Origin of the sequence: Gemmatimonas aurantiaca, assembly GCF_037190085.1 — a bacterium.
Taxonomy (GTDB): Bacteria; Gemmatimonadota; Gemmatimonadetes; order Gemmatimonadales; family Gemmatimonadaceae; genus Gemmatimonas; species Gemmatimonas aurantiaca_A.
Map to the genome: position 1 here is coordinate 281923 of NZ_JBBCJO010000005.1, position 12526 is coordinate 294448.

The 12526-nt window shown below is 66.9% G+C and carries 11 protein-coding genes and 2 tRNA genes; all 13 read left to right on the plus strand.

The window, feature by feature from the left end; translation table 11 throughout:
* Window positions 1–4 precede the first annotated feature (4 nt).
* The 13 genes from WG208_RS06950 (at window position 5) to WG208_RS07010 (ending at window position 12523) form a co-directional block, all read left to right on the plus strand.
* Window positions 5–601 (plus strand): Spy/CpxP family protein refolding chaperone, encoded by a 597-nt coding sequence (locus WG208_RS06950; RefSeq protein WP_337170613.1) that lies wholly within the window; start codon window positions 5–7, stop codon window positions 599–601.
* An 83-nt stretch (window positions 602–684) separates the two neighbouring features.
* Window positions 685–768 (plus strand) — tRNA-Leu (locus WG208_RS06955).
* A 280-nt stretch (window positions 769–1048) separates the two neighbouring features.
* Window positions 1049–1120 (plus strand) — tRNA-Asn (locus WG208_RS06960).
* Between the two features lie 150 nt (window positions 1121–1270).
* Window positions 1271–2797: a leucyl aminopeptidase gene (locus tag WG208_RS06965; protein WP_337170614.1), complete on the plus strand. Its 1527-nt coding sequence runs from the start codon at window positions 1271–1273 to the stop codon at window positions 2795–2797.
* Window positions 2794–4926 carry a Plug domain-containing protein gene (locus WG208_RS06970; RefSeq protein WP_337170615.1) on the plus strand — a complete coding sequence of 711 codons (2133 nt, stop codon included), beginning with the start codon at window positions 2794–2796 and terminating at the stop codon, window positions 4924–4926. Before WG208_RS06965 ends, WG208_RS06970 begins: the two co-directional genes overlap by 4 nt.
* A 51-nt stretch (window positions 4927–4977) precedes the next feature.
* On the plus strand, window positions 4978–5865 hold the full coding sequence (locus WG208_RS06975) for a YicC/YloC family endoribonuclease (protein ID WP_337170616.1): 888 nt from the start codon (window positions 4978–4980) through the stop codon (window positions 5863–5865).
* Window positions 5862–6509, plus strand: coding sequence for a guanylate kinase (gene gmk / locus WG208_RS06980; RefSeq protein WP_337170617.1), 648 nt, complete (start codon window positions 5862–5864; stop codon window positions 6507–6509). Before WG208_RS06975 ends, gmk begins: the two co-directional genes overlap by 4 nt.
* 3 nt (window positions 6510–6512) lie before the next feature.
* Window positions 6513–6719, plus strand: coding sequence for a DNA-directed RNA polymerase subunit omega (locus tag WG208_RS06985; protein WP_337170618.1), 207 nt, complete (start codon window positions 6513–6515; stop codon window positions 6717–6719).
* A 169-nt stretch (window positions 6720–6888) separates the two neighbouring features.
* On the plus strand, window positions 6889–8109 hold the full coding sequence (locus WG208_RS06990; protein WP_337170619.1) for a uracil-DNA glycosylase: 1221 nt from the start codon (window positions 6889–6891) through the stop codon (window positions 8107–8109).
* Between the two features lies 1 nt (window position 8110).
* Window positions 8111–9625, plus strand: coding sequence for a replicative DNA helicase (dnaB, locus tag WG208_RS06995; RefSeq protein WP_337170620.1), 1515 nt, complete (start codon window positions 8111–8113; stop codon window positions 9623–9625).
* Window positions 9625–11022, plus strand: coding sequence for a DNA repair protein RadA (gene radA, locus WG208_RS07000; protein WP_337170621.1), 1398 nt, complete (start codon window positions 9625–9627; stop codon window positions 11020–11022). The genes dnaB and radA overlap by 1 nt, the downstream gene beginning before the upstream one ends.
* Window positions 11019–11861 carry a 2-C-methyl-D-erythritol 4-phosphate cytidylyltransferase gene (gene ispD, locus WG208_RS07005; RefSeq protein WP_337170622.1) on the plus strand — a complete coding sequence of 281 codons (843 nt, stop codon included), beginning with the start codon at window positions 11019–11021 and terminating at the stop codon, window positions 11859–11861. The genes radA and ispD overlap by 4 nt, the downstream gene beginning before the upstream one ends.
* Window positions 11858–12523 (plus strand): L-threonylcarbamoyladenylate synthase, encoded by a 666-nt coding sequence (locus WG208_RS07010; protein ID WP_337170623.1) that lies wholly within the window; start codon window positions 11858–11860, stop codon window positions 12521–12523. Before ispD ends, WG208_RS07010 begins: the two co-directional genes overlap by 4 nt.
* Window positions 12524–12526 lie beyond the last annotated feature (3 nt).

The following is a 12526-nucleotide window of genomic DNA, read 5'->3' on the forward strand; positions in this document are numbered from 1 at the left end:
GTTCATGCGCATGCTGAGCGTCATGCTCACGGTTGCTGCCCTGGGGTTGCCCGGTGCGTCGGCACTGGGGGCGCAGGGCGCTCCGCCGGGTGGTCCCCCCGGCAAGAGCCGTGGTGGGGAAGGCGATCGTGGAGGCATGGCGCAGCGCGATCAACTCGAGCGTCGGTTTCAGGAGCATCTCGACGCGATCGTGAAGCAGCGTCTCGGTCTCTCCGACGAACAGCACGGCAAGCTGCGTGAAGTGGCGAGTCGCACGGAGGAGGCGCGCCGGCAGTTGCGTCGCGATGAATACGGGGTGCGCATGGCGCTGCGTCGTGAACTGATGGCCGGCGACAAGGCGAGTGAAGCGAAGGTCGGAGAGTTGATCGACCAGATGCCCAAGCTCGAACGTCGCCGTCTCGACCTCATGGAGCAGGAGCAGCGCGAACTCGCGAAGTTTCTGTCGCCGATCCAGCGCGTGCGGTACTTCGGGCTGCAGGAGGAGCTGCGTCGAGGGATGCAGGAGATGCAGCGTCGTCGCATGGACCGGGACAGCACACACCGGCACTCGCCCACCGATTCGGAGACGAGTCCGACGCGTCGCCAGCCGGATCAGCGCTGATCCGGGGTCACCGACGGCGTAGCGGCAGCGGCGCGCGTCGTGTACACTTGGTGCTTCGTACCGGCAGGTGAAGCGGTCGGTGCGCCCGGATGGCGGAATTGGCAGACGCAGGGGACTCAAAATCCCCCGACCGCAAGGTCTTGTGGGTTCGACCCCCACTCTGGGCACTGAAGGCCGGGAGGATCGAACAGATCGTCGAACACGGCGGGGAGTGGAGGGGACATCGAGTCCTCCGCTCCTCGTAGTTTTTGGGTCGAGGCCGATGAAAGCGTGGATCTGGTAGTACTTGGCCACACCGACCAGACGAACTACATTGCCGTCCCTCTGCGGGCTCCGGGTGGTTTGGGTGTCGGATCGCATGTTCCGTCCCGTTCAACGCAGGGAAGCACTCCCGCGTAGACCCGCCGTGTGATTATTGTTCGGCCGTCGTTACCGAGCAGTAACCGATGGGGTGTAGCTCAATGGCAGAGCATCCGACTGTTAATCGGACGGTTGGTGGTTCGAGTCCACCCGCCCCAGTTGCTTTCGAGGTTTTTGCGATGCCCGGTGTCCCGACAGGGAACACCGGGCATCGTGCGTTGTAGGCGGAAGACGTAGGCGGAATGGGCCCCGCGCGACTTCGCACTACATTTTGCTGGTGGATTCCGGTTCTTCTCTTTCCCGACTCACATGTCGCTCTCGTTCCAGCTCCGTCACGCCGCGCCCGCGTCGCTGGCTTCGCTCGCCACATCGCTCGATACGCCGCTGCTGGCCGTCATCCTGCCGCAGGACGTTTCCCTGGACGATGTTGCGCTGAGTGGCGCGCTGGGCCCGCTGGATGCGCTGGTGCACGGCGCGCTGGGGCGTTCGCTGACCCGCCGCGATTTCCGGGGGGGACGTGACGAGACGCTGCTGTTGGTCGGAGGGGAAGCCGGGGTGCAGCGCATCCTGCTGGTGGGACGCGGCAGCGCTCCGCTGTCCCGCACCGCCGCCCGTCGCGCCGCGGCCATCGCCGCGCGGCAGGCCACCAAGCTCGGCACGGGCGCACTGGCGCTCTGGATTCCCGATGACACCACCACCGACGGTGCGGCCATCGAAGGGCTGGTGATCGGTGCGGCGGCGGGAAGCTGGAGCTATCCCGACCTGCAGACCCCACCGCCGGAGAAGGATCGTCGCGCACGCGTGAGCGCGATCACCGTGCTCGCGGCCGAAGGCGCGATATCGCAGCAGGCGTTCGACGCCGGCGTGGCCATCGCCGAAGGACAGGCCATCGCCAAGCGTCTGGGACAGATGCCGGGCAATGTCTGCACGCCCGACACGTTTGCCGAGGTGGGCCGCGAGATCGCCGAACGCCATGGCATGCAGCTCACGGTGTGGGGCCGTCAGCAGCTCGCCGAGGCGAACATGGGGTCGTTCCTGTCGGTGGCGCAGGGCACGTCGCAGGATCCCAAGCTGGTGGCGCTGGAATACCGGGGCGGTCCCGCGGGGCAGCAGCCGGTGGTGCTCATCGGCAAGGGCCTGTGCTTCGATACCGGCGGGATCTCGATCAAGCCGGCGCCCGAGATGGAGTGGATGAAGTTCGACATGTCGGGCGCAGGTGGCGTGATGGGCGCGATGGAAACCATCGGCCGTCTCAAGCTGCCGGTGAACGTGGTGGGTATCGTGGGCTCCACGACCAACATGCCATCGGGTGAAGCGGTGAAGCCGGGCGACGTGGTGCGCGCGTCGAACGGCAAGACCATCGAGATCATCAACACCGACGCGGAAGGCCGTCTGGTCCTCGCCGATCTCCTGGTGTTCGCGAAGCGCTTCGATCCGGCCATCGCCATCGATGCCGCGACGCTGACGGGTGCGATCGTGATCGGTCTGGGGCACAACGCCGTGGGCGTGTTCGGCGGCGATCAGAGTGCCACCGACGAAGTGCTCGCGGCCGGTCAGGCGGCGGGCGAGCCGGGATGGCCGATGCCGCTGTGGGACGAATACAAGGAGCAGATCAAGTCCGACGTGGCCGATCTCAAGAACACCGGCGGTCGCGCGGCCGGATCGATCACGGCGGCGCTCTTCCTGCAGGAGTTCGTCGACGGATATCCATGGGTGCACCTCGACGTTGCCGGCACCGCGTACTCCCAGACCGATCTCGGCTGGATTCCCAAGGGTCCCACGGGAACACCGGTGGGCACCTTCGTCGAAATCGTGCGGGCCCGCGCGCGTCGGTGATCAACTCGCAGACCAGTTCGCCGATCCGCGTGGCGATCCGCTCGATGATCCGCCTGGTGATCAACCGCGCCGAAACCGGAACGATGCGATGCGGCAGGACCGCGGTGGTCTGCACCATGGTGACTGTCATGACGGCGATGACGGTGCCTCTCTCGTCCGCGGCGGCGCAGGTCCGTCCCGATTCCGCACGCGCGGATTCGGTGCGTCTTGCGTTGCCCATTCCTCCCCGTGACACCACGCCTGCCGAACCCGATTCGGTGATGCGGGCGCGCATTCTCGCGCGCAGCGACAGCGCCCGGCAGGTGTTCCTCGCCGATACGATCAAGACGCCCGTGGCGCGGTTCGAGATGCCGGCGGCTTCGCTGGACCTCTCCGATCGACTGCGGTTCGATCGTGAGCAGATCCTGTCGTCGAGCGCGATGAATCTGGCAGATCTGCTGGACCGTGTGCCCGGTGTCACGACGTTCCGGAGCGGCTGGCTGGCCGGCATTCATGCCGCGGCCTACAACGGCGACGCGCGGCGCATTCGTTACTTCCTCGACGGCATCGAACTCGATGGCGTCGATCCGCGCGGAGCCGGCACCATCGATCTCACGGACATTCCGCTCTGGACGCTCGACGAACTGGTGATCGAGCGCGGAGCAGGGGAGATCAAGGTGTGGATGCGCACACTCTCCGCCACCCGGATCACGCCCTTCTCGCGCGTGGACGTGTTCACGGGCGACCTCAATACGAATGCCTTCCGGGGCTTCGTGGCGCGGCGTTGGCGGAATGGGCTGATGTTCCAGGCGGGTGGCCAGCAGGTGGCCACGCAGTCGGGACGCACGTCGGCCTTCACGACGGGCAGCACGCAGCGTCTGCGCAGCGATGGCAACGTCCAGCTCTTCATGGGTCGCTTTGGTTGGGCGCGCGGCAAATGGAGCGTGGACGCCTACGGCCAGGGCGGGGCACGGGAGCGTGACGCGCATCTCTCGCGGGACACCACATCGTTCACGAACCTGCCTTCATACAAAGGCGCACGTCGTGAAGGGTATGTACGTCTGGGATATGGAGATACCCTGTCGGGTCTCTGGTCGCAGGCGATGGTGCACGTGGCACGGGTGAAGATCGAACCGGACAGCTTCACCATCGGGGAAACGGTGTTCGGCAGCACGGGCGACACGACAGCCACCGATTCCATCGCGGCACGTCTGGATACGATCGTCGCCCGTACGCAGCAGGTGGTGGCTGTGGGGTATCGCGCCGACCGCTGGTCGGTATCGCTCACCGATCGCATCCGGCCGCTCAATGGGCAGACGCTGCATGCGCCGGCGGCCCGCGGCAGTTTTACCTGGCGTCAGTTCGCCGTGGGGGCGTGGGCCGAACGTTCGGGACCGGATTCCACCGATCGCACCGAGGTGACGGCGCAATTCCGTCCGAGGTCATGGCTGGCATTCAATGTGGCGCATGCCACCCGCACACCAACGCAGACCACCGCACGCACACCCGTCGACGACTCCAGCAGCGTGCCGGAGTCGGGCTCCCTCGACGATTCGGGCGACCTGCCGGTATCGGGCGCCCGGCGTGCATCGAGTTCCCTGCGCGCGCAGGGGGCCATTCGCTACAAGGACCTCTGGCTGATCGGCGGTCTGTTCCGCGATGATGCCGTGCGGTATGCCAACATCGAGCTGATCGGCCTGCCCGGTGTGCTGCTGGAGGCTCCGGCGGCCCAGGGCGTGCTGGTGGGCGCGCGTGGCCGTGTGTACAAGGATCTGCGGTTCGACGTGTACTCGATACGCTGGAATACGGGGCAGTTCAGCCGGCCGCCGCTGCAGGTGCGCGCCGAACTCGCACTGGTCAGCGACTGGCTGCGCCGATTCCCCAAGGGGGAGTTCGGCATCAACGCCCGCCTCTCGTACGAACTGCGCGATGCAACGCCGTTCTTTTACGGCGTGCGAGGCGAGGACCTCGATATCCGCATCACCGAGAAGGCCCAGGTGGCCACCGCGCACCTCGAGATCCGCATCCAGCGCGGCACGCTGTTCTACCAGTATCGCAATCTGTCGGGCGGTCAGTACGAGCAGATCCGCGGGATCACCATGCCACCGGCGGTGCAGATGTACGGGATGCGGTGGGAGTTCTGGAATTGAGATTGACTGCCCCGCTCAGCCGCATTTCATTGCCGAAGCCATGAGTATGTCGTGATCCGATCGATGACCGGCTTCGGCCAGGCGGAGGGCCCGGTGGGTCCGCTGCGCGTCCTCGTGGACGTGCGGACGGTGAACCACCGGTTCTTTTCGCCGAGCATCAAACTGCCCGGCAGCTTCGGGCGCTGGGAAACCGATGTGCGCGAGGCCATGCGGCAGAAAGTGAGCCGCGGCCATGTGACGCTCACCGTGCGCGCGGAACGGCAGGCCGACGCCGCCATCGCGATCGACGAGACCCGCTTCGCGGCCGCCGCGAGTCAGTTGCAGGCGCTGGTGGAGCGTTATGGCCTTACCGGCGGCGTGGACCTCGCGAGCGTGTTGCGCATGCCCGAGGTGCTGTCGGCTCCCCGGGAAGACGAGGAAACGGGCACCGCCGCCGAACTGGTGGCCGTGGTGAGCCAGGCGCTGGACGCGCTCGGGCGTTCGCGGGCCGACGAGGGCGCCCGTCTGGCGGACATCCTGCGTCAGCGGCTCGATCTCATCGAGGCCGCGCTGGCCCGCATCGCCGCCCGCGCGCCGGAGCGCATCGTGGCCCATCGCGACCGCCTGCGGGCGTCGGTGAAGGAGCTGGCCGATGGGGTCGCGGTGGACGAGACTCGGCTGGCGCAGGAGATCGCGATTCTGGCCGATCGCATGGACGTGGCGGAGGAGCTGGACCGGTTCACGGCCCACATCGCGGCCTTCCGCGCCGCTCTGGCGGAGGCCGGCGCGGACGCGGGCGGAGAGCCGGTGGGCAAGCGCCTGGGCTTTCTGCTGCAGGAGATGCTCCGGGAGGCCAATACCACGGGCAGCAAGGCCGCCGACGCGCCGATCCTCCACGAGGTGGTGGGGCTCAAGGAGGAGCTGGAACGGGTACGCGAACAGGTCGAGAACCTCGAGTGAGCGCATTTCCGGTCATCCTGTCCGCCCCCTCGGGTGGGGGAAAAACGACAATCGCCCGTCGCTTGCTGGAGCGGCGCACGGATTTGGGTTATTCTGTCAGTTGCACGACGAGGGCGCCCCGTGATGGTGAGGTGGACGGGCGCGATTACCGGTTCCTGAGCCCCGAAGCGTTTCTGGCCGCGCGTGATGCCGGCGAGTTTGCCGAGTGGGCGGAGGTGCACGGCAATTATTATGGGACGCTGCGATCGGAGGTGGAGCGGGTGCTCGCCAGCGGTCGTCATGTACTCATGGACATCGACGTGCAGGGAGCGGAGCAGTTCCACGCTGCGTTTCCCGATACGGTGCTGGTTTTTGTGCTGCCGCCATCAGGGGAAGTGCTCAAGTCCCGATTGATGGCCCGGCAGAGCGAAAGCCGCGAGCGGTTGCTCGTTCGTCTCCGGAACGCGCGCGCCGAGTTGGGGGAAGTCGGTCGCTACCACTACGTGGTGGTGAACGACAATCTCGATCGGGCGGTGGATCAGGTGGGTGCCATCATCGAAGCGGAGGGACTGCGACGCGACCGGGTACACGCGGTCGAAGCGCAGGTCGAGGCGCTCATCGCGCAGCTCGAACAGGAAATTCACGTCTTCAGCAGGGGCGACTGACGCATGCAGGTTTTCACGCCGACCGACGTTACGAAGTACGCGCCGAACAAGTACCTGAGTGTGCTGATCGCCGCGAAGTTTGCCCGGGTGCTCAACGAGTTCCCGCGCGATCGTTCGTTGCACGAGAAGAAGCTCACCACACGTGCGCTCGAAGAGCTGTCCGCGGGTGACATCGAATACAAGGTGGTGATGCGCCGTCGCCCGGCCTGAGTTTTCGCCATCGCAGTTCGGGGCGCCGGGCCGCAATCCACGGGATTCGGCGCGGCGCCTTTTCCACCTCCGTCCTTCGCCGGTCCTCCTCCTCACCACGTCCCCGGTCGCCGTGTCGTTTCCGTGTCGTCCGTCATCGTCACTGATCATCTGAGGGTACGGAACGGACATGGACGCCAGGGATAGACTGCGCCGCTACCTCGAGCAGCGCCGCGAGCTCGGGGAATCCGAGTACGTGCTCGACGGACTGTCGGTCGAGACCGTGATGGAGATCGTGGGTGCCAGACCCGCGAATCCCAGGCGGGGCGCCGCCTCCACGGCGCGGGCAGGGCATGTGCGGGAAGACATGGGTGCTTCGCCGTCGCCCGGCGCTCCGCCGGCCGATGGTCGAATGGACGGGGCCGTGGCCAACAGCGATGCCGGTCACGATGCGGACCACATCGATGCCGGCAGTTCGGCACCGCCGCAGGACTTTGCGCCGCCGCTTCCCGCCCCGCGATTCGACGATGCGTCGAGCACCGACTGGCGCGCGGCGCTGCGCGGGCTCGAACCATCGACCCCACGGCAAGGCAGCGGCACCGCGGGAAGCAGCGTGGGTACCCACGGGACAACGCCTCCAACGGCATCCGCTTCAGCGGCACCCGGAGCAGCGGGGTCAGAAGCGGCGGCGTCCGCTTCGCGTGCGAGCGCTTCCATGCTCCCCGCCTGGCTCGAAGCCCTGGACATTCCCGCTGGCCTGGACGCGGGCAATACACAGACCGGACAGATGGCTCCGGACATCGCGCAATTGCCGTCACTCGACGCCATCGCGCGGCATGTCGCCACATGTCAGCGCTGCACGCTTTCGCAGTCAGCGAAGAACCCCGTGCCCGGCGAAGGCAATCCCCACGCCGATTTTCTCTGCGTGGGTGAAGCACCAGGCGCGAACGAAGACGCGCAAGGTCGTCCGTTCGTGGGTGAAGCGGGGCAGTTGCTCACGAAGATTCTCGGCGCCATCCAGCTGCCGCGTGAATCGGTCTGGATCTGCAACGTGCTCAAGCATCGTCCGCCGGGAAACCGCGATCCGCAGCCCGACGAAGTGCAGGCCTGCCAGCCCTATCTGCTGCGGCAGATCGAACTCGTGCGCCCCAAGGTGATCCTCGCCCTGGGCCGGTTCGCGGCGCAGACGCTGCTGCAGACGACCACATCGATCGGTGCGCTGCGGGGAAAGATCCATCGCTATCATGGCGTGCCGCTGATCGTCACCTATCACCCGGCGGCGCTGCTGCGCAACGAATCGTGGAAGCGGCCGACGTGGGAAGACGTGAAGCTCGCGCGCCGCATTCTCGATGCGGCCATGGCCGCCGATGGCGGCGCGTCGAAAGACGTCTCGGCAGGAGAATCACACTGAAATGACCGGTCTGGTCCCCGCCGGCGCCGTGCAGTCGCCGGCTCCGCGTGATCCGTACAAGGAACGGCGTCCGCCCTGGTCGGAGGAAGCTGAACAGGCGGTGCTCGGCGCGATGCTGCTGGATGCCGACGCGATCATGCGCGCGGCCGAACACGTCGACGACACGATGTTCTACCGCGAGGGGCATCGCCGGCTCTATCGCGCGATGTTCGCGATCACCGAGCGCGGCGACGTGGTCGATCCGCTCACGCTCGCCGACGAACTCGAGCGGCGCGGAGAGCTCGAACACGCCGGTGGACGCGAGTATCTCGCGTTTCTCCTGGACGCCGTGCCCACGGTGGCCAACGTGGAGTACCACGCGCGCATCGTGAAGGAGAAGGCGCTGCTGCGCCGCCTGATCGAAGTGAGCACGGAAGTGGTACAGGAGGCATTCGAAGGACGGCTGACGGCGAGCGATCTGCTCGACAGCGCCGAGTCGCGCATCTTCGCGCTCGGGCAGAGCAAGGAGCGCAGCGGCTTCGCGCGCATCAAGGAGTTGTTGTGGCCGGCCATGGAGAAGCTCGAGCTGCTCTCGCAGCGCGATCAGGCCATCACCGGCGTGCCCTCGGGGTTCCTCGAGCTCGATCACATGACGTCGGGATTCCAGCCGGCCGATCTCGTCATCGTGGCGGCGCGTCCCTCCATGGGCAAGACGGCGTTCACGCTGAACATCGCGCAGCACGCCGCCATCACGGCCAAGATCCCGGTGGCGTTCTTCTCGCTCGAAATGAGCAAGGAATCGCTGGTGCAGCGTATGCTGGCGTCGGAGGCGCTCATCGACGCCCAGGCTTTGCGTAAAGGTGGTAGGGCGCTCGATGAATCGATGCCACGTCTGGCGAAGGCGGCTGGTATTCTGAGTCATGCCCCGATCTTCATCGACGACACGCCCGGTATCACCCTGCTCGAGATGCGCGCCAAGGCGCGTCGTCTCAAGTCGGAGCACGATCTGGGACTCATCATCGTGGACTACCTGCAGCTCATGACGGGCCCGGCCGGCGTGGAGAACCGTCAGCAGGAAGTCTCGCAGATCTCGCGCGGCCTCAAGGCGCTCGCGAAGGAGCTGGGCGTGCCCGTGGTGGCGCTCTCGCAGCTCTCGCGCGCTCCGGAACAGCGCACCGGCGACGACAAGGGACGTCCGCAGCTCTCCGATCTTCGTGAATCGGGCGCCATCGAGCAGGACGCCGACGTGATCATGTTCATCTTCCGTCAGGAAGTGTACGCCGAACGCGACGAGAACGGCCGACTCAAGGATCCGTCGCTCGAAGGACGCGCCGAGATCATCATCGGCAAGCAGCGTAATGGTCCGATCGGCAGCGCGCGGCTGTTCTTTCACAAGCAGTACACGCGCTTCGACAACTTCTCGCCGCGCCAGCCGCCGCCCGACATGGGATACGATGGCGGCGGGAGCATCGGCGGCGGATACGGCGGACCGAAGCTCGTGCGCGGTCCGGACGATTTCAGCGGCACACCGTTCTGATGGCGAAGGCGCGCACGGTCTATCGCTGCACCGAGTGCGGCGCGGAGTTTCCCAAGTGGGCGGGGCGCTGCGAGAGTTGCGGCGCGTGGAACACACTGGCCGAAGAGATCGTCGCACCCGTCACCACGAGCAAACGGTCGGCCGCGCGGGCCACCGCCGGCGTGGCCGCACGCACGGTGGCGCTGGGTGCGGTCACGGCCACCGATACGCCGCGGTGGCGCACGGGGCTCGATGAGTTCGACTTCGTGCTGGGTGGCGGCATCGTTCCCGGCAGCATGGTGCTGGTGGGCGGCGAACCCGGTATCGGCAAGAGCACACTGTTGCTGCAGGTCGCGGCGCGTCTCGAAGCGGCTGGGCAGGCCACGTTGTACGTGTCGGGTGAAGAGAGTGCGCTGCAGGTGCGACTCCGCGCCGAACGACTGGCGGAAGATGCGAGCGCGGTGAGTCTGCTCACCGAAACGTCGCTGGAAACCATTCTCGCCACGGCGGCGCAGCCGGTGAGTGAAGGCCGACCGGTGCGCGCCCTGATCATCGACTCCATCCAGACGGTACACACCGAACTGCTCGAAGGTGCGCCGGGCAACGTCGGGCAGGTGCGCGAGTGCGCCGCGCGGCTGATGCGCTTCGCGAAAGACACCGGCACGACGGTGTTCGTCATCGGCCACGTGACCAAGGGCGGTGGCATCGCGGGCCCCAAGACGCTCGAGCACATCGTGGACACCGTGCTGTATTTCGAAGGTGACGGCACGCTCGACCACCGGGTACTGCGGGCTACCAAGAACCGCTTCGGCAGTGTCGACGAGATCGGCGTGTTCCGCATGGTGGGCTCCGGACTCGTTCCCGTGGACAATCCATCGGCGCTGTTCCTCGGCGATCGTCGCGAAGTGGCCAGTGGCAGCGCGGTGTGTGCGCTCATGGAAGGCACACGGCCGCTGCTGGTGGAAGTGCAGGCGCTCGCGACACGCGCCGGGTTCGGGACACCGCAGCGGGTGGCCAACGGCATCGATGCGCGCCGGCTGGCGTTGCTGCTCGCCGTCCTCGACAAACGCGGCGGTTTTCCCTGCGCGCAGCTCGACGTGTTCTGCAACGTGGTGGGTGGCATGCGGGTGCAGGAACCAAGCGTCGATCTGGCGGTGGTGGCCGCGTTGGCATCGAGCGTCGTGGACCGTCCGCTGCCGGCTCATGCGGTGTTCCTCGGCGAACTCGGACTCGGTGGCGAAGTGCGTCCGGTGTCGCAGGCGGAGCGCCGTCTCGCGGAAGCGGCCAAACTGGGGATGACCACCGCGTTTCTGTCGGATCGCGCCATTCCGCGGCGGGTACCGGGAGACATCACATTGATCGGCGTGCGCACACTGGCAGATGTCCTGCAGCGCACGGTCGGGAAGGATGCCGCATGAGTGAGTCGCGCACGGGTGCACCGCATACGGACGAGCAGCCTACGGGTGAACCGCCCATGGGCGCATCGCAGCCGCCATTGCAACCGCCGCGACGGATCATTCCACCGCCGGCGATCGCCTCGCGTGGCGAAGTGGCCCCCCGCGGTGACGTCGTACGTGATGTGGGCGTGGTGATCGTGGCCGGTGGTTCCGGATCCCGCACGGGCAGCACGGAGCTCAAACAGTTCCGGTGGGTATCGGGCAAACCGGCACTGCTGCACAGCGTGCAGGCGTTCATGGCGCGCCCCGACGTGGCCGTGGTGGTGGTGGTGCTTCCCAAAGCGTATGCCGCCGATCCGCCACCCTGGCTGTTCCAGTGTGATGTGGATCGTCTGCTGGTGTCGGTGGGCGGCGCCGAGCGGCACGAGAGCGTGGTGAATGGCCTCGAAGATCTGCCGGAGGAGGTGGTGGTGGCGGTGGTGCACGATGCCGCGCGCCCGCTGGTCACCGACGAGACCATCGATCGGGTCATCGCCGAAGCGCGCAGGGGACATGGCGCGATCGCGGCACTGCCCGTCGTGGACACGCTCAAGGAAGTGGACGACGACGGCCGCATCGTGCGCACGGTGGACCGCACACGGCTCTGGCGCGCGCAGACGCCGCAGGCGTTTCCGCGCCAGTTGCTGGAAGAGGCGCACATTGCCGCGCAGCGTGATCGGGTGGGCGCCACCGATGATGCCGCATTGCTGGAGCGGCTCGGGCATCCGGTGGTGGTGGTGCGCGGCAGTGAGCGGGGCATGAAGATCACCGAAGAAGCCGATTTCGCGCGCGCCGAAGCGCTCAGCATCCTGCGCGAATGAACGGCCTGACCATTCCGTTCTGGTCGCCGGCGGAGATCGAAGCGTCGCTGCGGGATACGATCGCGCATCTCGCCAATGGTGGCGTGCTCGCCTATCCCACGGAGACCGTCTACGGCTTCGGCACGGCGGTCGACCACGAGTCGGTGGAATCGCTGGTGCGCATGAAAGGGCGTCCACTGGGCAAGCCGTTTCTGCTGCTCATCGGCGATCCGTCGCAGGTGGCACGTCTCGACCTGCATCTACCCACGTATGCCGCGCAACTGGCGGCGCGTTTCTGGCCCGGCCCGCTCACCCTGGTGCTGCGGGGCGGCGATCATCGGGTGCCGCCACGTCTGCGTGGCCCCGAAGGTGGCGTGGCCGTGCGCTGGACTCCACATCCCGGTCTGCAGCGTCTGCTCGCTGCGTACGGCGAACCGATCACCAGCACGAGTGCCAATCGTCCCGGCGTGCCACCGGCGATGACCGCCACGGAGATCGTGGAGCAGTGGCCCGATCAGATTCATCGCGGCACCCTGCGCGTGCTCGAGGCCGGCCGGCTCGCGCCGTCACGCGCGTCGACCGTGGTGGATTGCACCGGCCGCCGCGCGCGCATCATTCGTCCGGGCGCGCTTCCCGCGCCACTGCTCCGCACCTGCGTGGCCGATCTCATCGGCGACACCTGAGAC

What these genes read in the sequence shown, in the direction of transcription:
- WG208_RS06990 (WP_337170619.1), top strand. Translation starts at nt 6,889, where the DNA reads ATGGACGCCAGGGATAGACTGCGCCGCTACCTCGAGCAGCGCCGCGAG.
- WG208_RS07010 (WP_337170623.1), top strand. Translation starts at nt 11,858, where the DNA reads ATGAACGGCCTGACCATTCCGTTCTGGTCGCCGGCGGAGATCGAAGCG.
- WG208_RS06985 (WP_337170618.1), top strand. Translation starts at nt 6,513, where the DNA reads ATGCAGGTTTTCACGCCGACCGACGTTACGAAGTACGCGCCGAACAAG.
- radA (WP_337170621.1), top strand. Translation starts at nt 9,625, where the DNA reads ATGGCGAAGGCGCGCACGGTCTATCGCTGCACCGAGTGCGGCGCGGAG.
- dnaB (WP_337170620.1), top strand. Translation starts at nt 8,111, where the DNA reads ATGACCGGTCTGGTCCCCGCCGGCGCCGTGCAGTCGCCGGCTCCGCGT.
- WG208_RS06950 (WP_337170613.1), top strand. Translation starts at nt 5, where the DNA reads ATGCGCATGCTGAGCGTCATGCTCACGGTTGCTGCCCTGGGGTTGCCC.
- ispD (WP_337170622.1), top strand. Translation starts at nt 11,019, where the DNA reads ATGAGTGAGTCGCGCACGGGTGCACCGCATACGGACGAGCAGCCTACG.
- WG208_RS06965 (WP_337170614.1), top strand. Translation starts at nt 1,271, where the DNA reads ATGTCGCTCTCGTTCCAGCTCCGTCACGCCGCGCCCGCGTCGCTGGCT.